At 69.2% G+C, this 20,948-nt stretch carries 17 protein-coding genes; 8 read left to right on the top strand and 9 right to left on the bottom strand.

What is annotated here, in order from left to right; genetic code table 11:
- Positions 1–83 precede the first annotated feature (83 nt).
- Genes DIE04_RS16565 through DIE04_RS16555 form a run of 3 tightly spaced genes read left to right on the top strand, consistent with a single transcriptional unit; the run spans position 84 to position 2,988 of the window.
- Complete coding sequence (locus DIE04_RS16565) at positions 84–1,244, top strand: ABC transporter ATP-binding protein (protein WP_124521697.1); 1,161 nt, start codon at positions 84–86, stop codon at positions 1,242–1,244.
- Positions 1,241–2,170 (top strand): ABC transporter permease subunit, encoded by a 930-nt coding sequence (locus DIE04_RS16560; protein WP_044848264.1) that lies wholly within the window; start codon positions 1,241–1,243, stop codon positions 2,168–2,170. Before DIE04_RS16565 ends, DIE04_RS16560 begins: the two co-directional genes overlap by 4 nt.
- Positions 2,167–2,988, top strand: coding sequence for an ABC transporter permease subunit (locus DIE04_RS16555; protein WP_124485424.1), 822 nt, complete (start codon positions 2,167–2,169; stop codon positions 2,986–2,988). Before DIE04_RS16560 ends, DIE04_RS16555 begins: the two co-directional genes overlap by 4 nt.
- A gap of 96 nt (positions 2,989–3,084) precedes the next feature.
- On the opposite strand, the gene DIE04_RS16550 is transcribed toward DIE04_RS16555, so the two are convergent.
- Genes DIE04_RS16550 through DIE04_RS16540 form a run of 3 tightly spaced genes read right to left on the bottom strand, consistent with a single transcriptional unit; the run spans position 3,085 to position 6,548 of the window.
- Complete coding sequence (locus tag DIE04_RS16550; RefSeq protein ID WP_044848262.1) at positions 3,085–3,891, bottom strand: sulfite exporter TauE/SafE family protein; 807 nt, start codon at positions 3,889–3,891, stop codon at positions 3,085–3,087.
- Positions 3,892–3,909: 18 nt separating this feature from the next.
- Positions 3,910–5,589, bottom strand: a complete 1,680-nt coding sequence (locus DIE04_RS16545; protein ID WP_124485426.1) for a bifunctional protein tyrosine phosphatase family protein/NAD(P)/FAD-dependent oxidoreductase — start codon at positions 5,587–5,589, stop codon at positions 3,910–3,912.
- 29 nt (positions 5,590–5,618) lie between these two features.
- The gene (locus tag DIE04_RS16540; protein WP_409333454.1) at positions 5,619–6,548 is read right to left on the bottom strand and encodes an MBL fold metallo-hydrolase; all 930 of its coding nucleotides are present in this window, start codon (positions 6,546–6,548) and stop codon (positions 5,619–5,621) included.
- Positions 6,549–6,752: 204 nt separating this feature from the next.
- On the opposite strand from DIE04_RS16540, the gene DIE04_RS16535 reads away from it, so the two are divergent.
- The 4 genes from DIE04_RS16535 (at position 6,753) to DIE04_RS16520 (ending at position 9,917) form a co-directional block, all read left to right on the top strand.
- Positions 6,753–8,150, top strand: a complete 1,398-nt coding sequence (locus tag DIE04_RS16535; protein WP_124521701.1) for a sigma-54-dependent Fis family transcriptional regulator — start codon at positions 6,753–6,755, stop codon at positions 8,148–8,150.
- A 306-nt stretch (positions 8,151–8,456) separates the two neighbouring features.
- Positions 8,457–9,017, top strand: coding sequence for a DUF2975 domain-containing protein (locus DIE04_RS16530; RefSeq protein ID WP_124485429.1), 561 nt, complete (start codon positions 8,457–8,459; stop codon positions 9,015–9,017).
- An 8-nt stretch (positions 9,018–9,025) separates the two neighbouring features.
- On the top strand, positions 9,026–9,250 hold the full coding sequence (locus DIE04_RS16525) for a helix-turn-helix transcriptional regulator (protein WP_124485430.1): 225 nt from the start codon (positions 9,026–9,028) through the stop codon (positions 9,248–9,250).
- Positions 9,225–9,917: a hypothetical protein gene (locus DIE04_RS16520; protein WP_124521703.1), complete on the top strand. Its 693-nt coding sequence runs from the start codon at positions 9,225–9,227 to the stop codon at positions 9,915–9,917. The genes DIE04_RS16525 and DIE04_RS16520 overlap by 26 nt, the downstream gene beginning before the upstream one ends.
- A gap of 145 nt (positions 9,918–10,062) precedes the next feature.
- On the opposite strand, the gene DIE04_RS16515 is transcribed toward DIE04_RS16520, so the two are convergent.
- From DIE04_RS16515 to DIE04_RS16500, 4 genes are all read right to left on the bottom strand, one after another.
- Positions 10,063–11,091, bottom strand: coding sequence for a MerR family transcriptional regulator (locus DIE04_RS16515; RefSeq protein WP_124485432.1), 1,029 nt, complete (start codon positions 11,089–11,091; stop codon positions 10,063–10,065).
- Positions 11,092–11,218: 127 nt separating this feature from the next.
- On the bottom strand, positions 11,219–12,826 hold the full coding sequence (locus DIE04_RS16510) for an efflux transporter outer membrane subunit (protein ID WP_124521705.1): 1,608 nt from the start codon (positions 12,824–12,826) through the stop codon (positions 11,219–11,221).
- 2 nt (positions 12,827–12,828) lie between these two features.
- Positions 12,829–15,978, bottom strand: coding sequence for an efflux RND transporter permease subunit (locus DIE04_RS16505; RefSeq protein ID WP_124521707.1), 3,150 nt, complete (start codon positions 15,976–15,978; stop codon positions 12,829–12,831).
- Positions 15,975–17,084, bottom strand: coding sequence for an efflux RND transporter periplasmic adaptor subunit (locus DIE04_RS16500; protein WP_124521709.1), 1,110 nt, complete (start codon positions 17,082–17,084; stop codon positions 15,975–15,977). The genes DIE04_RS16505 and DIE04_RS16500 overlap by 4 nt, the downstream gene beginning before the upstream one ends.
- 191 nt (positions 17,085–17,275) lie before the next feature.
- Here DIE04_RS16500 and DIE04_RS16495 point away from each other — a divergent pair, with 191 nt between their 5' ends.
- Complete coding sequence (locus tag DIE04_RS16495; protein WP_124485436.1) at positions 17,276–17,896, top strand: TetR/AcrR family transcriptional regulator; 621 nt, start codon at positions 17,276–17,278, stop codon at positions 17,894–17,896.
- Positions 17,897–18,002: 106 nt separating this feature from the next.
- On the opposite strand, the gene DIE04_RS16490 is transcribed toward DIE04_RS16495, so the two are convergent.
- The gene (locus DIE04_RS16490; RefSeq protein WP_221621948.1) at positions 18,003–19,736 is read right to left on the bottom strand and encodes a ClcB-like voltage-gated chloride channel protein; all 1,734 of its coding nucleotides are present in this window, start codon (positions 19,734–19,736) and stop codon (positions 18,003–18,005) included.
- A 115-nt stretch (positions 19,737–19,851) separates the two neighbouring features.
- A complete protein-coding gene (locus DIE04_RS16480; RefSeq protein ID WP_124521711.1) occupies positions 19,852–20,928 on the bottom strand; it encodes a YeiH family protein in 1,077 nt (358 codons plus the stop codon).
- Positions 20,929–20,948 lie beyond the last annotated feature (20 nt).

Genomic DNA, 20,948 nt, shown 5'->3' with positions numbered 1-20,948 from the left:
GAGCCGGAGTCAGCCAGCAGTCATGAAGCCCCTGGTGTCCCCGGGGGCTTTGTTCGTCAAACGCAGGAGAGAAGCAGCACATCATGAATAGCCAGTCGGGTGCGCCGGTCGCGGGCGCACCGTCCTTCGTTCCTCCGTCCGGCGCCGATACGCGCGCCGAGAATTTTGTCCAGATCGTCGACGTCGTCAAGAAATTCGGCGACACCGAAGTGGTGCGCAACGTGAACCTGACGGTGCGCCAGGGTGAGCTGTTCGCGCTGCTCGGCAGCTCGGGTTCCGGCAAGTCGACGCTGCTGCGCATGCTGGCGGGCCTCGAGACGGTCACGTCGGGCAAGATCCTGATCGACGGCGAGGACCTCGCACAGATGCCGCCGTACAAGCGGCCCGTGAACATGATGTTCCAGTCGTATGCGCTGTTCCCGCACATGTCGGTCGAATCGAACGTCGCCTACGGCCTGAAGCAGGAAGGCACGCCGAAGGTGGAGCTGAAGGAGCGCGTCGCCGCGGCGCTCGAGCTCGTGCAGATGAGCAAGTACGCGAAGCGCAAGCCGCACCAGCTGTCGGGCGGCCAGCAGCAGCGCGTCGCGCTCGCGCGTTCGCTCGTCAAGCGCCCGAAGGTGCTGCTGCTCGACGAGCCGATGTCGGCGCTCGACAAGCAGATCCGCCAGCGCACGCAGATCGAGCTCGTCAACATCCTGAACAAGGTCGGCGTCACCTGCATCATGGTCACGCACGACCAGGAAGAGGCGATGACGATGGCGAACCGGCTCGCCGTGATGAGCGAAGGGCAGATCGTGCAGATCGGCTCGCCGAACGAAGTCTACGAATATCCGAACAGCCGCTTCTCGGCCGAGTTCATCGGCTCGACCAACCTGTTCGAAGGCGTCACCGTCGAGGACGAACCCGATTACGTGTACATCGAATCGCCGGAGCTGCCGAGCCGGCTGTACGTGAGCCACGGGATCACGGGCCCGCTCGGGATGCCGGTCACGGTGTCGGTGCGCCCCGAGCGGATCGCGCTCACCCGCAAGCCGCCCGAAGGCGCGTTCAACTGGGCGCACGGGAAGATCACCAACGTCGCGTACATGGGCGGCTACTCGCTGTATCACGTGAAGCTCGACGCGGGCAAGACGGTGATCGCGAACGTGTCGAGCCTCGCGATCTCCGAGCTCGACACGCCGGCGCTCGGCGACGAGATCTACGTGCGCTGGAGCGCGACGGCCGGCGTGGTGCTGACGTCATGAGCACGCTCAAGTCCCTGCTCGCATGGCCCGTGCGGCGCTTCAACCTGACCGGCGGCTCGGCGGTCGTCGCGGGGCCGTACACGTGGCTCGTGCTGTTCTTCCTGGTGCCGTTCGTGCTGGTCGTGAAGATCAGCTTCGCGGAGCTGCAGCTCGGCATCCCGCCGTATACGGAACTCGCGTCGTACGCGGACGGCGTGGTGCACATCGCGCTGAACCTGTCGCACTACGCGTTCCTGCTCACCGACAGCCTGTATTTCGCGACCTACGTGAATTCGGTGGTGGTCGCGGCGATCACGACGCTGCTGTGCCTGCTGATCGGTTATCCGATGGCGTACTACATCGCGCGTTCGAACCCGGCGACCCGCAACCTGCTGATGATGGGTGTGATGCTGCCGTTCTGGACGTCGTTCCTGATCCGCGTGTACGCGTGGATCGGGATCCTGAAGAACAACGGGCTCCTGAACAACTTCCTGATGTGGATCGGCCTGACCCATACGCCGATCGAGCTGTACCGCACGAACTACGCGGTGTACATCGGGATGGTGTATTCGTACCTGCCGTTCCTCGTGATGCCGCTGTACGCGCATCTCGTGAAGATGGACCTCCGCCTGCTCGAAGCCGCGTACGATCTCGGCGCGAAGCCGTGGAAGGCGTTCGTGCAGATCACGCTGCCGCTGTCGAAGAACGGGATCATCGCGGGCTGCCTGCTGGTGTTCATTCCGGCGGTCGGTGAGTACGTGATTCCGGAACTGCTCGGCGGCGCGAACACGCTGATGATCGGCCGCGTGATGTGGAACGAGTTCTTCAACAACGCAGACTGGCCGATGGCGTCGGCCGTGACCTGCGCGATGGTGCTGCTGCTGCTCGTGCCGATGGCGATGTTCCAGCACTTCCAGGCGAAGGAGCAGGAGGGCCGCCGTCGATGAAGCCGAATCGCTACCTGCAGTTCGCGGCGCTGTTCGCCGGCTTCGCGTTCCTGTACATCCCGATCATCAGCCTGATCGTCTATTCGTTCAACGAGTCGAAGCTCGTCACCGTGTGGTCGGGCTTCTCGTTCCGCTGGTACTCGGCGCTCGCGGAGGACGACGAGCTGCTGACGGCCGCGTGGCTGTCGCTGAAGATCGGCGTGCTGACCGCGTTCGCGTCGGTGTTCATCGGCACGTGGGCCGGCTTCGTGCTCGCGCGGATGGGGCGCTTTCGCGGCTTTGCGCTGTTCAGCGGGATGATCAACGCGCCGCTGGTGATCCCCGAGGTGATCCAGGGGATCTCGCTGCTGCTGCTGTTCATCGAGCTCGCGAAGTGGATCGGCTGGCCGGCCGAGCGCGGCGTGTTCACGATCTGGCTGGGCCACGTGATGCTGTGCATCTCGTACGTCGCGATCATCGTGCAGTCGCGCGTGCGCGAACTGAACCCGTCGCTCGAGGAAGCGGCGCTCGATCTCGGCGCGACGCCGCTGAAGGTGTTCTTCACGATCACGCTGCCGCTGATCTCGCAGGCGCTGATCGCGGGCTGGCTGCTGTCGTTCACGCTGTCGATCGACGACCTCGTGCTGTCGGCGTTCCTGTCGGGCCCCGGCTCGACGACGCTGCCGCTCGTCGTGTTCTCGCGCGTGCGCCTCGGCCTGAACCCGGAGATGAATGCGCTCGCGACGCTGTTCATCGTCGCGGTGACGGCGGGCGTCGTGATCGCGAACTTCGTGATGCTGCGCCAGGAACGCAAGCGGATGGCCGCGTTCGCCGCCTGACGCGCTCGCGCACAGGTTGCCGACGCAACGAATAACGCCCGGTGCCGACGACGAGTCGGCCCGGGCGTTTTGTTTGGCATGCGAGCCGCGTGCGGCTTACGCGCCGAACGCCGCCTTCGCGAGCAACCCGAGCGCCACGCAGACGAGCACCGCAGCGAAGCCGGCCTGCACGTGCCGCGCGGACAGGTGCCGGGACGCGCTGCGGCCGATCGCCATCCCGATTGCCGTCGCGACCGTGAACCACAGCGTCATGTCGAGCGGCGCGCGCGTGCCCGACACGAGCGTCGCGAACACGCCGCCGGTGCCGACCAGCGCGATCACCATCAGCGACGTCGCGACCACGCCGTGCATCGACACGTTCGTGAACTTGCGCAGCATCGGCACGATCACGAAACCGCCGCCGACACCGAGCAAGCCTGTCATCAGCCCCGTCACCGCGCCGGTCGACGCGAGCGCGAGCCCGACCGGCCACGACCAGACGAGCCGGCCCGTGTCGGGATTCACGCGGCCGACGCACAGCGGCGACGCGTCCGCGTCGCCGGGCGCATGACGCAGCGCCTGCCGCAGCAGGCGGCCCGCGACGACCAGCATCGTCAGCGCGAACAGCGCCAGCAGCACGCGTTGCGGCAGCACGTGCGCGAGCTTCACGCCGAGCGTCGTGAGCGGCACGCCGGCGACGGCCATCAGCAACGCCGCGCGATAGCGCACGAGCCCGCGGCGAAACCCTTCGAGCGCGCCGAGCGCGGCGCTGCCCGCGACCGCGACGAGCGCGACGGGCGTGGCCTGCTGCATCGGCCAGCCCATCCCGACGACGAGCGCGGGCACCGCGAGAATGCCGCCGCCCGCACCGGTGAGGCCGAGCACGGCGCCGACGAGACTGCCGAGTACGAGGGAAATCAGCATGGTGTCATCGGATTCCGGTCAACGTGCGATCGCGGGCTTCGCGAGCCATTCGCGGCCCTTGAGCATCGCCTTCCAGTAGAGCGGCGGCAGCACGCGCTCCTTGAGCAGCCACGCGAGCCGCGACGGGCGCCGGCCGTCGATCAGCCACGCGGGGAAGGTCGGCGCGACCTTGCCGCCGTACAGGAATTCCGCGAGCACGATCTTGCCGCGCTCGACGGTGAGCGGGCACGAGCCGTAGCCGTCGTACGCGGCGTCGCCGCGCGCGCGGCCCAGCGACGCGAGCACGTTGTGCGCGACGACGGGCGCCTGCTTGCGGGCCGCGGCGGCGGTTTTCGCATTGGTCGTGTTGGTGACGTCGCCGAGCGCGAAGATGTCCGCGAACTGCTTGTGCCGCAGCGTCGCCGGATCGACGTCGATCCAGCCGGCCGCGTCGGCGAGCGGGCTCGCGCGCACGAAATCGGGCGCCTTCTGCGGCGGCACGACGTGGATCATGTCGAACGGGCGCTCGACGGTTTCCGTGCCGCCGTCGGGCAGCGCGCGCTTGAACGTCGCGCGCCGCGCCGGCCCGTCGATCGCGACGAGGTTGTGGCCGAACGACAGCGCGATGTCGTAGCGTTTCACGTACTCCATCAGCGCGGGCACGTAATCGGCGACCCCGAACAGCGCGCCGCCCGCGTTCAGGAACTCGACGTTCGCGGCACCGAGGCGGCCCGCGCGCCGCCAGTGATCGCACGACAGGTACATCGCCTTTTGCGGGGCGCCCGCGCACTTGATCGGCATCGGCGGCTGCGTGAACAGCGCATTGCCGCCGCGGAACGCCTGCACCAGTTCCCACGTGTACGGCGCGAGATCGTAGCGATAGTTCGACGTGACGCCGTTGCGGCCGAGCGTTTGAGCGAGGCCGTCGATCGCGTGCCAGTCGAGCTTGAGGCCCGGGCACACGACCAGCTTGAGGTAGCCGATGCGCCGGCAGCCGTCGAGCACCACCGTGTGCGTGTCGGGCTCGAAGCCGGCGACGGCGGCCCGGATCCATTTCACGCCGCGCGGCAGCAGGTCGACGATCGGGCGCGCGGTCGTGTCGGGCCGGAACACGCCCGCGCCGACCATCGTCCAGCCCGGCTGGTAGTAGTGCGTATCGGCCGGGTCGATCACCGCGATATCGAGCGATGCGTCGCGTGCCAGCAGGCTCGACGCGACCGCGACGCCGGCCGCACCCGCGCCGACGATCACGATGTCGTGCCGCGCGTCGACGGCCGGCGCGGCCTGGCGGCCGTCTTGCGCGAGATCTCGCGTGAGACGCGGTGCGAGCGCGCCGAGGTCGTAGCCGGCCGTGGCGGCGATCGCGACGATGTCGCCGGCCGGGCGACGGCCTGCCTGCGAGAGCGCCCACAGCGTCGCCGAACGCGTGCCGCTGCGGCAGTACGCGAGTACCGGGCCGGCGAGCGACGCGACGAGCGTGCCGAACTGCGCGGCCTGGTCGTCGGTGACCTTGCCGGTGTCGACGGGCAGGTAGTGCACGGCGATGCCGAGCGGCGCGGCGGCGGCGCGGATCTCGGCGACGGTCGGCTGGTCGGCGCCTTCGCCGTCGGGGCGGTTGCAGACGATCGTGCGGATGCCGGCCGCGTGCAGCGCGGGCAGGTCGGTCGCGGCGATCTGGGGCGAGACCGACAGCAGGTCGGTCAGCGGGCGGATGGTCATGTCGGGGGTTCTCCGGTCGGGGCGGCGGCTCAGATCGCGTCGAGCGGGATCTTCAGGTAGCGCACGCCATTGTTTTCGGGCTCGGGCAGGTGGCCGGCGCGCATGTTGACCTGCACCGACGGCAGCATCAGCACGGGCATGTCGAGCGTCGCGTCGCGCGCGGTGCGCATGGCGACGAAATCGTCCTCGGTCACGCCGTCCTTCACGTGCACGTTCGCGCGACGCTGCTCGGCCACCGTCGTCACGAACTGCACGTCGCGGCCGCCCGGCTGGTAGTCGTGGCACAGATACAGGCGCGTGTCGGGCGGCAGGGCGAGCACGCGCGCGATCGAACGGTACAGCGTGCGCGCGTCGCCGCCCGGGAAGTCGCAGCGGGCGGTGCCGTAGTCGGGCATGAACAGCGTGTCGCCGACGAACGCCGCGCGCTGCGTCGCGTCGTCGACGCAGTAGGTCAGGCACGCCGGCGTATGGCCCGGCGTGTGCAGCGCGCGGATCGTCAGCGCGCCGAGCGCGAGCGTGTCGCCGTCGTCGAGCAGGCGGTCGAACTGGCGGCCGTCCTGCGCGAAGCCGGGGCCGGCGTTGAACAGCGTGCCGAATACGTGTTGCACGCGGCGCACGTGGGCACCGATCGCGATCTGTCCGCCGACATGCGCCTTCAGGTACGGCGCGGCCGACAGATGGTCGGCATGCACGTGCGTTTCCAGCAGCCAGTGGACGGTCGCGCCGAGTTCGGCGACGCGCGCGATCAGCCGGTCGGCGCTGGCGGTGTGCGTGCGGCCGGATTTCGGGTCGTAGTCGAGCACGCTGTCGATCAGCGCGCATGCGCGGCTTTCGGTGTCGAGCAGCAGATAGCTGACGGTGTGGGTCGCCGGGTCGAAAAAGCCTTCGACCGACAGCAGGGGGGCATGGCTCACGGGATGTCCTCGATCGGGTTCTGCGTCTGCAATCGGACATCCCATGTTCAAGAAGCATGCCAATTCGCGCCGCGCTGCCGGATGATGTGGCAGGTAATTGATTCGGCTCGGATTTTTGGCGTGGCCGCGGTGGGTCGCAGGCACCGGCGACGGGGTGCTGTCGACGTCGACTGCCATATCTGGCAGCGTCGTGGCAGAATTGGCAGTCTGCCTGGCAGTCCGTCCGCCCATCCGTTTCCGAGCCTCCCGATGAATCCGCACGACACCATTCCGATCGTTCCCGCGCCGTCGCGCGACGTCATGCCCGACGTGCGCGCGCTCGTCGCGTATCTGGAACAGGATCCGCAGCCGATGATCGTCGTCGATCCCGACTACCGCATCCTCGCCGCGAACGATGCGTACCGGCGCCAGTTCGGCGTGGCGGGCGTCGAGCACGTCGGCCGGCACTGCTTCCGGGTTTCGCATCATTACGACGTGCCGTGCGACCAGGCGGGCGAGCATTGCCCGATGAAGCAGGCGCGCGAGTCGCGCAGCCTGAACCGCGTGCTGCACATACACCATACGCCGCGCGGCCCCGAGCACGTCGACGTGGAGTTGCGGCCGATCTTCGATGCGCGCGGCGACGTGATCGCCTACGTCGAGCGGCTGACGACGGTGCGCAGCGCGTCGGCGCAGCCGAGTGCGGAAGGGCTCGTCGGCGGCGCAGACGCGTTCAATGCGGCGCTCGGCGCGCTGCAGCGCGTCGCGCCGTCGATGCTGCCCGTGCTGCTGCTCGGCGAATCGGGTACCGGCAAGGAACTGTTCGCGCGGGCGCTGCACGAGGCGAGCGAGCGTGCGATGGGGCCGTTCGTGGTGGTCGACTGTTCGGGCATCGCCGAGACCCTGTTCGAGAGCGAACTGTTCGGCTACGAGAAGGGCGCGTTTACCGGTGCGAACCAGCGCAAGCCGGGCCTCGTCGAGACCGCGCAGGGCGGCACGCTGTTTCTCGACGAGATCGGCGACGTGCCGCTGCCGATGCAGGTGAAGCTGCTGCGGCTGATCGAGTCGGGGACGTTCCGGCGCGTCGGCGGCGTCGAGGCGCTGCGCGCGGATTTCCGGCTCGTCGCGGCGACCCACAAGCCGCTGCGCGAGATGATCGACGACGGCCGGTTCCGTCAGGACCTGTACTACCGGATCAACGCGTTCCCGATTCCGCTGCCCGCGCTGCGCGAGCGGCGTGGCGACGTCGCGCTGCTGGCCGAGTCGATCCTGCGGCGCATCGCGAACGCGCGCGCCGGCGCGGGCGACGCGAGCGCGCGGCCGTTCGCGGCCCGGCCGTTCGTGCTGACCGAGCGCGCGCGCGCGTGCCTCGACGCGTATGCATGGCCGGGCAACATCCGCGAACTGCGCAACGTGCTCGAGCGCGCGTGCCTGTTCGCGGACGACGGCACGATTCGCGTCGAGCATCTGCCGGCCGAGCTGGTCGCGGCGTCGGTGACACCACCGGCGCGTGCGGCGGACGCGCGCGGCGTGTCGGACGCGGAGCTCGTGCGGCTTGCGAGCACGTTCGACGGCACGCGCAAGCAACTGGCCGAGCACGTCGGGATGAGCGAGCGCACGCTGTACCGGCGGATGAAGACGCTCGGGCTCGGGGTGCGCGACCGGTGAGCGGGCGCGTCGTGCCTGGCTGCCGCCGACCGGTCGCATCAAGCGGCAAGCTGATGGACGGCGGCGCGCCGCCTGTGCCGAATGCGGACCCGAACGCCCGGCCCGTGTTCCTTCGCGACATGACGAAGCGCGGGCGCGCGATCGGCCTGCACGACGATCGCCGATTGCCCGGCCGGTCGGGCGAGCTGGCAGTCGGCTGTCATGATTGACGATAAAAAATGACTGTTCTGCACAAAATAATTATCGTTTTACGATAATTATCTGGCTTACAATCGATGCGTGTTCACACCGTATCGAGGAGGTCGCATGCATTCCGATCGCATTGCCCGTATCAGTCAGCGCATGGCTACCGTCACGCTGTGGTTCATCGTCGGCATGCTGGTGCTCAACGCCGCGTGCTGGGCGTTCCCGTCGTTGAGCGCGGCCACCGGGCCCGGCCTCGTATTCGGCCTCACCGATTCGGTGGTCACGAACCTGGGCGTCGATGTCGGCGCGTTCCCGTGGTGGCAGAAGGCTGTCGGCATCCTGCTGTCGAGCGTCCCGCTCGTTGCGCTCGCGGGCGGCCTGCGCCACTTGCGCGAGCTGTTCCGGACCTACGCTCGGCGCGACTATTTCTCGGCGCAGGCGGCCGGCCATCTCGGCAAGACGGGGCGCGCGATCGGTCTGTGGGTGCTGTTGAGCCTGCTGTGCGAACCGCTGCTGAGCGTGTGGGCGACGTTTCGCGAACCGGTCGGCCATCGCGTCGTCAGCATCGGCTTCAGCCTGCCGTACGTCGTCGCGCTGTTCACGGCGGCCTGTATCGCGGTGATCGCGCACATCCTGCGGCAGGCGAGCGAGCTCGATGCCGAACACCGGCAGTTCGTCTGAGGCGCGCGATGTCGATCGTGGTCAAACTCGATGTGATGCTCGCGACCCGCAAGGTCCGCTCGAAGGATCTCGCGGCGGCCGTCGGGATCACCGAACCGAACCTGTCGCTGCTCAAGCAAGGCAAGGTCAAGGGCATCCGCTTCGCGACGCTGGAGGCGATCTGCCGGTATCTCGACTGTCAGCCGGGCGACCTGCTCGCGTTCAGCGATGACGGCGGCGGCGAGCCGGATTGACGTGCCGCACGCGCCGAGCGTCGACGCGGCGCGGCGGCGTCGGCCGGGCATCGTGGCAGTTGCAGGCGTGATCGCCGTGTTGCTGCATGCGATCGGTTGGTATGCGCTGCAGCGGATGCCGGCGGCGCGCCGGCCGGTTGCGGCCCGGGTCGATGCGTCGTCGGGCCGGATTGCATTGAGCGTCCGGTTGATTCCCGTGACGCCCGAACCTGCGCCCGCAACCGAGGTCGACCGGCGCACCGGTCCGACAGCAGCCATGCGAGAGACGCGCGAACCGAAAAGCCGTTCCGGCGCAGCGGCGACGCCGCGCCGGGCGACACGTTCGCTTGCGGCCGCGCCCGCGCAGGCAACGACCGGCGGCGCGCCGGATTCGGCTGAAAGCAGCCCGGTGCGTGCGCCGACCCCCGAGGTCGACTGGGGGCGTGATCTGGCGACGATCGGCACGCGTCGTGCGACGGGGCGCAGCCCTGCGGCGGCCACGGTCGGTGCGCTGGGCGCAGCGTCCGGCCTCCCGGCCGCGCGTCGCCATTCGGTCGACGAGACGCTGGCAAGCGGGGTGGCGGACGCACGGCGCGCCGACTGCCGACGCGCCTACTCGGGTGCCGGCTTGCTCGCACTCCCGATGCTCGCGCTGGATGCGGTTCGCGATACGGGCTGCAAGTGGTGAGGAAGCACGCGGCTCGGCGCTGCCGGTGAGACGCGATCGCGCGGCGTTTTCGACGCGCGGCCGGATACGAGCCGGTTCGCCTGACGACGTGTCCGGGCGGCGCGCAACGGCCACGCACCGCCCGGGCTGCCGGGGCGTTGGACCCTCAACGCGCCGGCGCAAGCTGCGCCATCGCCTCGCGCATGAAGCCGAGCAGCGTGTCGTCGACCCATGAGTCCTTCGTCAGCGCCGGCTCGGTCATCATCGCGTTGCGGAATTTCGCGTGCGTGGCCGGGTCGTTGCCCGCGTAGCTGCGGAACAGGTCGAGCCAGCGTTGCGCGAGCGCGCGGCCTTCCGGTGAATCGGGCTGCGCGCCCGCATCGATCGCGTCGCGCACGTCGCCCATCAGTTGCGGCCATTCCATCGAGCGTTCACCGAAGTGCGCCCGCATGAAGCGGATCTCGTCCGGCGCGAGATACTTCTCGAAGATCCGCATCTTCGTTTCCGCGGACGCGCGCAGCACATAGTCGCGCAGCACGGTCGAGATGCCGAGTTTCGACTGCATCGACGGTTCGCGCTCGTGCATCAGGTTGAGCTTCGCCAGCAGCCGCGGATCGTTGTTCGTGTCGCGCACGAGCAGCGCCATCCAGCGGCCGGCAAGCGCGCGAGCGCGCTCGTCCTCCGGCGGCACGCCCGCGTCGTGCAGCGCACGCACGTCGGCGACGAGCGCTGTCCATTCCGCGTCGCCGGCCTGGCTCTTGCGATACATCGGCAGGCGCGCGAGTTCTTCCTCGGAAAAGTATTTGTCGTACACGGTCATCAACTCCAGTGTGGTGAGCCAGTCGGCCAGCTCCGGCTCCGTGCCCGCGGCGAGCTGCGCGTGCAGGTGCACGAGACGCTCGCGCAGCTGCGCGGTCTGCGCGAGCTGGTGGTCGAGCGACGCGATCTGCCTCGCGACGAGCGCGACGAGCGGGGTGCCGGGCCGGTTCAGGTAGTCGCCGATTTCGGCGAGCGACAGTCCGAAGCGACGCAGGGCCTGGATCTGGTGGAGCCGGGCGATGTCGTCGCGGTCGTACAGCCGGTAGCCGTTGTCGGCACGCGCCGAAGGCGTCAGGAGGCCGATCGCGTGATAGTGATGAAGCGTGCGGACGGTCAGGCCGCTGCGTTTCGCCAGTTCTCCCACTTTCAGCCGCATGGTGTCCTCCGTTCGGTGCGCACACTGGAGTCTCGAACGTTACGCTACGTGAGGGTCAAGCGGAAGATCGCGGATCGGCGCGCGGGGTTGGTCCCGCGCGCCCGACGCAAACGGCGCGCTATTGCGGTCATTGCGGTGGCGGCGGCGCGTCGGGCGTGACCGCGCGCGCCTGGGCGCCGGGGGAGATTCGAGCCGCGTTGCCGATGTCGCCGGCCGGGTCGGCCTTTCCAGCCTTTTCGGCTTTTTCAGCCTTGCCGGCTTTGCCGGCCGGGTCGACCGGCGGCGTGCCCATCGCCTGATAGAGCCGCGCGGTATCCGCGAAGCGTGCGCCGGTCGCGCGGATCTCGTCGAGCCGCGCGTTGCGGTACTGCAGCTCGCTTGCTCGCGCGGCCGACGGCGGCAGCGCGCCGAGCCGCACGCGGGCGGCCGCGTCGTCGTACGCGCCGCGCGCGGACAGCGCGGCCCGCGACGACGCATCGAGCGCCTCAGCATCGTGCTCGAGCGCGGCGAGCGAATCCGCGACGTTCTGGAAGGCGGCGAGCACGGTCTGTTTGTACTGGTCGACCGCCGCCTCGTAGGTCGCCTTCGCCGCACGGCGCTGCGCGAGTAGCGCGCCGCCGTGGAACAGCGGCTGGCTCAGCGACGCACCGACGTTCCAGATCGAACCGGCGCCCGACAGCATCGCCGGCCAGCTGAAACCGCCTTTGCCCATCGCGGCCGACAGCGACAGCTGCGGGAACAGTTGCGCGGTCGCGAGGCCGACTTCGGCGGCGGCTGCCTTCAGCCCCGCGTCGGCGGCCTGGATGTCGGGGCGGCTTTGCAGCAGGTCTGACGGCACGACCACCGGTACTTGCGCGGGCAGGTGAAGGTCGGCGAGCGTGAGATCAGCGGGCGGCCGGTCGGGCGTACGGCCGACCAGCACGGCCAGCGCATGGCGCGCCGAGTCGCGCTGCTGGCGCAGCGCGGGCAGGCTCGCGGCGAAGGTGTCCGCGCTTTGCTGCGCGTTCAGTGCGTCGCTGCGCGATGCCGAGCCGAGCGCGTAGCGGCGTTGCGCGTCGTGCGCCTGGTCGTTCGCGAGCGCGACGAGCCGTTCGGTGGTGGCGATCTGCGCGTTGAGCACCGACACCGTGATCGATGCGGTGACGATGTTCGCGGCGAGTGCCCGGCGTGCCGATTCGAGCTGGAACGCGCTGACGTCGACGCGTTTCGCAAGCGCCCGGTTCGCGAAGCGCGATACGCCGAACAGGTCGACCGTATAGCTCGCCTGCAGTTGCCCGACGAACGTGTCGTACAGCAACGTCGGCGCGCCGAGCGCAGGGATCGGCACGCCGAGCGCACGCTGGCGCGTGGCCTGGCCGCCGGCGTCGATCGACGGCAGCATCGAGCTGCCGATCTGCCCGCGCAACTGCTCGCGCGCGGCATCCAGCGAGTGCGCGGCGGCGCTGAGCGTCGGGCTGTTGCGCAGCCCTTCGTCGACGAGTGCGTTCAGCGCATCCGAACGGTACTGCGTCCACCAGTCGGGCACGGGCTGCGCGCCGACGTCGAACTGCTGCGCGACGCCTTGCGCGGCGACGGTCTGCGGCACTTGCGGCGCGGCGCCGTAATGCGCGGGCGACGGCATCGCGGGCGGCTCGCCGCTCGGCGCGAACCACGCGCAGCCGGCGAGCGGGCCGGCGAGGCTCGCGGCCGCGACCACCCGCGCGGCCTTCGTTTTCAGGTTCATCGACAGTTCCATGGTCAGGCTCCCGACGGCGCGGCAGGCGTGCCGCCGTCGTGCGGCGGGGCGTCGCGCGGGTCGCGTTCGTCGCGCTTCACGCGGAACCACGCGGCGTACAGCGCGGGCAGGTAGAACAGCGTCAGCACGGTCGCGCTCGTGATGCCGCCCATCAGCGCGGTCGCCATCGGCCCGAAGAAGTTCGAGCGCAACAGCGGGATCAGCGCGAGCACGGCGGCCGCGGCCGTCAGCGTGATCGGGCGGAAGCGCCGCACGGTCGCGCCGACGATCGCGTCGAAGCGTCCGTGGCCGGCCGCGATGTCCTGCTCGATCTGGTCGACGAGAATCACCGAGTTGCGCATGATGATCCCGAACATCGCGATCACGCCGAGCATCGCGACGAAGCCGAACGGCTGGCCGAACAGCAGCAGCGTGCCGACCACGCCGATCAGGCCGAGCGGGGCGGTCAGCACGACCATCAGCACGCGCGAGAAACTCTGCAGCTGGATCATCAGCAGCGTGAACACGGCGATCGCCATCAGCGGCATCTGCGCGTTGATCGACGTCTGCGCCTTCGCACTTTCCTCGACCGACCCGCCGATGTTGATCTGGTAGCCGACCGGCAGTTGCGCGCGCAACGCATTCAACTTGCCGTCGATCGCATGCGTGACGTCGATGCCCTGTGCGCCGGCGCGGACGTCGGACTGCACGGTGATGGTCGGCTGGCGGTCGCGTTCCCACACGACGCCGTATTCGAGCGTCGGCGTGAAGCGGCCGAGCGAACCGAGCGGCACGGGGCCGTTCGGCGTCGGCATCGCGAGGCCCGCGAGCTGCGCGGGATCGACGCGATCGGCGCGCGGCGCACGCAGGTCGACCGCGATCAGCTTGTCGCGTTCGCGGTATTGCGTGACGGTCGTGCCGGACAGCGTCATCGCGAGGAAGCTCGACACGTCCTGCGACGTGACGTTCAGCTCGCGCGCCTTCTTCTGGTCGAGCTCGAAGCGCACCGAACGTTCGGCCGGCTCGTCCCAGTCGAACTGCACGTTCACCGTGCGCGCGTCGCCGCGCATCGTCGCCGCGACCTTCTCGGCGATCGCGCGCACCGTCGCGATGTCGTCGCCGCTCACGCGGAACTGCACGGGATAGCCGACGGGCGGCCCGTTCTCGAGCCGCGACAGGCGCCAGCGCACGGCCGGGAAGCGGTCGCGCAGCGTGGTCTCGAGCCAGGCCGCGAGCTTCTCGCGATCCTCGACCGATTTCGCGGTGACGACGAACTGCGCGAAGTTCGGCAACTGCAGCTGTTGGTCGAGCGGCAGGTAGAAGCGCGGCGCGCCGCTGCCGACGAAATTCACCGAATGGTCGATTTCGGGCCGCTTGTCGAGCACCTTCTCGAGGCGTTCGGTCTCGCGCAGCGTCGCCGCGAACGACGCGCCTTCGGGCAGCCGCAGGTCGATCAGCAGCTCGGGGCGATCGGAGCTCGGGAAGAATTGCTGCGGCACGAGCGAGAAGCCCGCCAGCGCGACCACGAACAGGGCGCCGGTGATCAGCAGCACGACGAAGCGCCGCTCGATGCACCAGTCGATCCAGCCGCGCAAGCGCGTGTAGAAGCGCGTGTCGTAGATGTCGTGCTCGTGATCGTCCGGCAGGTGCGCTTCGTGCGCGTGCTTCTTGCGTTCGGGCAGCAGGTGGAAGCCCAGCAGCGGGATCAGCACGACGGCCGCGAACCACGATGCGATCAGCGCGATCGCCGACACCTCGAAGATCGAGCGCGTGTACTCGCCGGTACTCGATTTCGCGAGCGCGATCGGCAGGAAGCCCGACACGGTGACGAGCGTGCCCGTCAGCATCGGGAACGCGGTGCTCGTGTACGCGAATGCGGCGGCGCGCGCGCGGCTGTAGCCCTGCTCGAGCTTCACGGCCATCATCTCGACCGCGATGATCGCGTCGTCGACGAGCAGCCCGAGCGCGAGCACGAGCGTGCCGAGCGACACCTTGTGCAGCCCGATGTCGAACAGGTACATGAACAGGGCGGTGACGGCGAGCACGACCGGAATCGAGATCACGACGACCATTCCGGTGCGCAGGCCGAGCGACACGAGGCTCACGACCAGCACGATCGCGACCGCTTCGGCGACGGCTTCGAGGAAGTCGTCGACGGAATGCGCGACCGCATGCGGCATGCTCGACACCAGCGTCAGCTTGAGGCCGGCCGGCAACCGCGCCTGCAGATCCTTCGATTCGGCGTCGAGCGCCTTGCCGAGCCGGATCACGTCGCCGCCCGGCTGCATCGTCACGCCGATGCCGAGCACGGCGTGACCGTTCGCACGCATCTGCGTGATGGCCGGATCGTCGTAGCCGCGCTTCACGGTGGCGAGATCGCCGAGCCGGAACGTTCGGCCGTTGATGCGGATCAGCGTGTCGGCGATCGTGGCGACGTTGTCGAACTGGCCGCTCGGCCGCACGAATACGCGGTCGTCGGCGGTCGTCAGCACGCCGGCCGACGAGATGTCGTTCTGCGCGTTGATCGCCTGCCCGAGTTGCTGCGGCGAGATGCCGAGGCGCGTGAGCTGCGCATTGTTCACCTCGATGAAAATCCGCTGGTCGGGATCGCCGAAATAGTCGACCTTGCCGACGCCGGGCACGCGCAGCAGCACGGTGCGCAGCTGGTCCGCATAGTCGTGGAGCTGCGCGGGCGTGAAGCCGTCGCCTTCGAGCGTCCAGATGTTGGTGTAGACGTCGCCGAACTCGTCGTTGAAGAACGGGCCCTGCACGCCGGGCGGCAGCGTATGGCCGATGTCGCCGACCTTCTTGCGGATCTGGTACCAGGTCTCGGGCACGTCCTGCACGGGCGCCGAGTCCTTCATCGTGAAGAAGATCAGCGATTCGCCGGGCCGCGAATAGCTGCGCAGGAAGTCGATGGCCGGCGTTTCCTGCAGCTTGCGGCCGATCCGGTCGGTCACCTGTTCCTGCACCTGCCGCGCGCTCGCGCCGGGCCAGAACGTGCGGATCACCATCACGCGGAACGTGAACGGCGGGTCTTCGGATTGCGCGAGCCGCGTGTACGCGAGGATGCCCGCGAGCGTCGCGAGCGCGATCAGGTAGACGACCAGCGCCTGGTGGCGCAGCGCCCATGCCGACAGGTTGAAGCGGCCTTCTTCGCGGGGGCTGCTCATGACGCGAAGTCCTCCGCGTGCAGCGGGGCGACCGGCCGCACCTTCTCGCCCGCGCTGACCGTGTGCACGCCTTGCAGCACGACGCGCTCGCCCGGCTGCAGCCCGCTCGACACGGTGACCGTGCGTTCGTTGAAGCGCGCGACGTCGACGCGGCGCAGCTCGAGCGTGTCGTCCTTCGTGCGCACGACCCACAGGGCCGGATGCGGGCCGTCGTGGAACAGTGCGGTCGCGGGCAGCGTGATGCTCGGCGCGTTGCCGGCAACCGGCGCGCCGTCGAACGCGACGTTCGCGGTCATCCCGAGGCGCACGGTCGGATCGGGCGCGGCGAGCGTGAGCTTCACACGCCAGGTGCGGCTTTGCGGATCGGCGGCCGGCGCGATTTCGCGCACCTTCGCGGCGAACTGGCGGCCCGGCAGCGACGGCAGCGTGACGCTCGCCGCGTGACCGGGCGCGAGCGATGCGAGCGCGGCCTCGGGCACGTCGCTGACGACGTCGACGTCGCCCGACCACGCGAGCTGGTAGACGGCCTGGCCGGCCGATACGTTCTGGCCGGTGTCGGCCTGCTCGGCGGTGATGGTGCCGGCGTGATCGGCGACGAGCGTCGCATAGCGGAGCTGGTTCTTCGCAAGCGCGAGCTGCTGCTGCGCCTGGTCGCGCTGCGCGAGCGCCGACGTGTAGCTGTTCTCGGTCTGCTCCAGCTGCGCCGTTGCGATCAGGTTCTCGCGCGCCTGCGCGCGATCGCGATCGCGCTGCTGCTTCGCGAACGCGAGGCTGTGCGACGCGGCATCGAGTTGCGCCTGCGCGCTCGCGACGTTCTTCTCGACGTCGGACGGATCAAGCAGCGCGACGACCTGGCCGGCCTTGACGGTATCGCCGAGCCGCACCTTGCGCTCGACGATCTTGCCCGCGATGCGGAACGACAGCGGCGTCGCATAACGTGGCTGGATCTCGCCGGGCAGCGTGGCGGCGGCCGCGGCGCCGTCGGCGCGCGCGGGCAGCGCGACGACCGGGCGCGGCGCGGGCGGCGCGGCTTCCTTCGGATGACAGGCGGCGAGGACGAGCGCGGTGCCGACCAGCAGCACGGCGCGGGAACCGGAGCGATTCACGAAACCCCCAGATGAGGTGAGAGCGGAACGAAGCCGGCAAGCGCGGCGGGCGCTTGCCCCGAGTGGCGCCAGTCCGGCGCACACGAACACAGCCGAACGGGGTCGTTCGGAAACTGCGGTGGATTCTAATACACTGCTGTATCTGAATGCAAAGATGAATCTGAAAGGAAGTTGGTGCTAGACTGCGCGCCATGAAACCTCAGCGCTTAACTCGCGAGCAGAGCAGGGACCAGACGCGCGAACGTCTGCTGACTGCCGCGCACCGCATTTTTATGAAGAAAGGCTTTGTCGCGGCGAGCGTCGAGGACATCGCCGCGGCGGCCGGCTACACGCGCGGCGCGTTCTACTCGAACTTCCGCAGCAAGTCGGAACTGCTGCTCGAATTGCTCGAGCGCGACCACGATTCGGTGCGGGCCGATTTCGAGGCGATCTTCGAGATAGGCGGGTCGCGCGAGCAGATGGAGTCGATGGCGCTCGCGTACTACCGGACGCTGTTTCGCGACGACGAATATTCGCTGCTGTGGGGCGAGGCGAAGCTGCAGGCGGCGCGTGACGCGAAGTTCCGCGTGCGCTTCAACCAGTTCCTGCACGGCAAGCGGCTGCAGATGGCCGAATTCATCCAGCGCTTCGCGGAGCGCGCGGGCACGCCGCTGCTGCTGCCGGCCGAGACGCTCGCGTTCGGCCTGATGTGCCTGTGCGACGGCGTGCAGTCGTACTACACGGCCGACCCGCAGCACGTGTCGGCCGACGTGGCCGAATCGGTGCTCGCAGGGTTCTTCGCACGGGTCGTGCTGGGGCGCGCGCCGGACTGAACGGCCGGGCGGGCGGACGGAGAAGCGGGCGCGGCCTACGGGTGGTGCGCCGGTGCGGCGACCGACAAGGCCACGACGCCACATCGGGCGCCGCGCACCGGCGCCGTCACCGCTCGCCGGTCATCCGCCGGTACGCGTCGAGCAGCGACGTCTTGTAGACGACGCCCGCGAGCGTCGGCTCGGCTTCGCTTTCGATCACCGGCAGCCGTTCGCCCTGGAACGCCATGAAGCGTTCGAGCGCGGTCGCGAGCGGCATGTCGGGCGTGAGCAGCGGAAACGGCGTATGCGTGTAGTGCGCGGCCGTCTTGTCGGTCGTGTCGCGCTTGTCGAGCAGGTCGGACGTGATGTCCTTCAGCGCGACCGCGCCGCGGAAGCGCCCGGCGTCGTCGGTCACGTACAGATACTTCACCGGATATTCGAGAAACACGCGCGTCATGTCGGCGACGCTCGCGGTGAGCGGCACGATCGTCTGCGCGGGCTGGATCAGCTCGCGCATCTGGGTGGTGCGCAGCCGCAGCCGTTCCTGTGCGTCCTGGTGATGGTGCAGCGTGATCTCGTACATCGACGTCGTGCCGGTCGCGCGCGCGACGAAATACGCGAACACGCACGACACCAGCAGCGGCAGCACGACCTGGTAGCTCAGCGTCATCTCGAAGATCATCAGGATCGCCATCAGCGGCGCCTGCGTGGCGCCGGCCAGAAACGCGCCCATCCCGACCATCGCATACGCGAAGTACGCGGACGTGTGGCCGGGCCACAGCGCGTGCATCGCGAGCCCGAACAGCGAACCGAACACGGCGCCGACGAACAGCGTCGGCGTAAACACGCCGCCGACCGCGCCGGAGCCTGCGGTCGCGGCGGTCGCGATCACCTTGAACACCAGCACCGCGACGAGCGCCTGCCAGGTCCACGGCGCATGCAGGATGTGGTTCACGACGCTGTAGCCGTTGCCCCACACGTCCGGAATCCACACCGAGATCACGCCGACCACGAGGCCGCCGAGCGCGAGCCGCACCGGCAGCGGCACGGGCAGCCGCTTGAACTGGTTCTTGGACGCATCGAGCAGGTGCAGGAACTGCGGCGCGAGCACGCCGCACAGCGCGCCGAGCACGACGAACAGCAGCACTTCGGCGCCCGTCACGGCCGGGAACACCGGCATCTCGTACGGTGGCCGGTAGCCGGCGAATTCCCGCATCACGATGTTCGCGACGACGGACGCGACGACCATCGGCCCGAAGCTCTCCATCGCGATCGTGCCGAGCACGATCTCGGAGACGAAGAACGCGCCGGCGATCGGCGCGTTGTACGCGGACGTGATACCGGCCGCGGCGCCGCACGCGACGAGCAGGCGCAGGCGCGGCGGGTCGAAGTGCACGAAGCGGCCGACCAGCGACGCCGCGAGCGCCGCGAGCTGCACCATCGGGCCTTCGCGGCCGATCGAGCCGCCGCTGCCGATCGTCAGCAGCGACGACACGCTGCGCCACAGGCTCTGCCGCACCGGCACGACGCCGTCGCCGAGCGCGACGGCTTCCATGTAGTCGATGTTGCCGGATTTTCGGTCGCCGCGCGTCGCGAGCAACAGCACGCAGCCGGCGAGGAAGCCGCCCGCGGCCGGCATCCAGAAGCGCACGTACCAAGGCAGGCTTTTCGCCATCTCCACGAAGCTGCCGCTGTGCCCCGAGATCAGGCGCTGCATCAGGTCGATGCCTTCGCGGAACGCCATGGTGGCGAAGGCGCCGCCGACGCCGACGACGGCCGACCAGATCAGCATCGTATGGGCGTCCGACAGGCGGAACAGCGTCTGGGCGCGAGTGCGCAGCTTCAGCAGGAACGAGAGCACGGCTGAAAGAGGGTGATGAAGAGGACGAAGGAAAACGACGCGAAGCATAGCACTGCGCCGCGCCCGCGGGACCTTCCCGTCGGGCGCGGCGCGTGTCGCGGCGTGGCTGCGCGGCTCAGCCAAGCCAGTGCTGTACCGCCCAGGTGATCCCGTAGCCGCCGGCGATCAGCCACACGTACAGGATCAGGCCGGTGGTCAAGGCGCGCGGGCCGGCCTCGCGGATCTGCGACACGCGGGTCTCGATGCCGAGCGCGGTCATCGCCATCGTCAGCGCGAAGGTGTCGAGCAGGTTCAGCGTGTGCGTGACGTCGGCGGGCAGCACGTTCAGCGAATTGACGATCACGAAGCCGAGGAAGCCGAGCGCGAACCACGGCACCGCCACCTTGCGCTTGCCTTGCGCGCCTTCAGCGGTCGCATCGGCCGAGCGCGCGGAGCGGGCGAGCCACCAGCCGAGCGTGAGCAGCACCGGCACCAGAAGCATCACGCGGGTCATCTTCACGATGGTCGCGACGTGCGTGACCTCCGGACTGATGTCGCTCGCCGCGCCGACCACCTGCGCGACCTCGTGGATCGTGCCGCCGAAGAACAGGCCGAGGCCGGTCGGGTCGAGGTTGAGCAGGCCGGCGTGATACGCGAACGGGTACAGGAACATCGACAGCGTGCCGAACAGCACCACGCTGCCCACGGCCATCGCGCTCTGGTGCGGCTTCGACTGCAGCGTCGACTCGAACGCGAGCACGGCGGCCGCGCCGCAGATCGCACTGCCGGCGGCGGTCAGGAGCGCCGCGTCGCGATCGAGCTTCATTACCTTCATGCCGACCCAGGTGCCGATCGCGAGCGTGCTGACGACGATCAGCACCGACACCGTCAGGCCCGGCAGGCCGACCTGCGCGATTTCCTGCAGGCTCACGCGCAGGCCAAAGAACGCGACCGCGATGCGCAGCAGCTTGCGCGCGGAAAAGTTGATGCCGGCCGCCCAGCTCGCGGGCATGCCGTCGCGCAGCGCGTTGCCGTACAGCGCACCGGCGACGATGCCGACGATCAGCGGCGACAGGCCGAGCCCGGCGACTGCCGGCAGTTGCGACAGACTCGTGACGGCGGCGGCGAACAGCGCGACGAACAGCACGCCGTTCAACTGGCCGCGCAGCGACGGCGCGGCGTGGGCAAGATGGGGAGTCGGAGCAGTGGACATGGGGCACCGTGATCAAGCAG

The sequence above is a fragment of the Burkholderia sp. Bp8994 genome (genome assembly GCF_003853805.1).
In the GTDB taxonomy this organism is placed as follows: domain Bacteria; phylum Pseudomonadota; class Gammaproteobacteria; order Burkholderiales; family Burkholderiaceae; genus Burkholderia.
The sequence above is the reverse complement of the archived record's forward strand: the minus strand, read 5'-3'. Positions and strand labels throughout refer to the sequence as shown.

Bases quoted from the DNA above. Each gene is read 5' to 3' on its own strand.
- DIE04_RS16565 (WP_124521697.1), top strand. From the start codon at position 84: ATGAATAGCCAGTCGGGTGCGCCGGTCGCGGGCGCACCGTCCTTCGTT.
- DIE04_RS16560 (WP_044848264.1), top strand. From the start codon at position 1,241: ATGAGCACGCTCAAGTCCCTGCTCGCATGGCCCGTGCGGCGCTTCAAC.
- DIE04_RS16555 (WP_124485424.1), top strand. From the start codon at position 2,167: ATGAAGCCGAATCGCTACCTGCAGTTCGCGGCGCTGTTCGCCGGCTTC.
- DIE04_RS16550 (WP_044848262.1), bottom strand. From the start codon at position 3,891: ATGCTGATTTCCCTCGTACTCGGCAGTCTCGTCGGCGCCGTGCTCGGC.
- DIE04_RS16545 (WP_124485426.1), bottom strand. From the start codon at position 5,589: ATGACCATCCGCCCGCTGACCGACCTGCTGTCGGTCTCGCCCCAGATC.
- DIE04_RS16540 (WP_409333454.1), bottom strand. From the start codon at position 6,548: ATGGGATGTCCGATTGCAGACGCAGAACCCGATCGAGGACATCCCGTG.
- DIE04_RS16535 (WP_124521701.1), top strand. From the start codon at position 6,753: ATGAATCCGCACGACACCATTCCGATCGTTCCCGCGCCGTCGCGCGAC.
- DIE04_RS16530 (WP_124485429.1), top strand. From the start codon at position 8,457: ATGCATTCCGATCGCATTGCCCGTATCAGTCAGCGCATGGCTACCGTC.
- DIE04_RS16525 (WP_124485430.1), top strand. From the start codon at position 9,026: ATGTCGATCGTGGTCAAACTCGATGTGATGCTCGCGACCCGCAAGGTC.
- DIE04_RS16520 (WP_124521703.1), top strand. From the start codon at position 9,225: ATGACGGCGGCGGCGAGCCGGATTGACGTGCCGCACGCGCCGAGCGTC.
- DIE04_RS16515 (WP_124485432.1), bottom strand. From the start codon at position 11,091: ATGCGGCTGAAAGTGGGAGAACTGGCGAAACGCAGCGGCCTGACCGTC.
- DIE04_RS16510 (WP_124521705.1), bottom strand. From the start codon at position 12,826: ATGGAACTGTCGATGAACCTGAAAACGAAGGCCGCGCGGGTGGTCGCG.
- DIE04_RS16505 (WP_124521707.1), bottom strand. From the start codon at position 15,978: ATGAGCAGCCCCCGCGAAGAAGGCCGCTTCAACCTGTCGGCATGGGCG.
- DIE04_RS16495 (WP_124485436.1), top strand. From the start codon at position 17,276: ATGAAACCTCAGCGCTTAACTCGCGAGCAGAGCAGGGACCAGACGCGC.
- DIE04_RS16480 (WP_124521711.1), bottom strand. From the start codon at position 20,928: ATGTCCACTGCTCCGACTCCCCATCTTGCCCACGCCGCGCCGTCGCTG.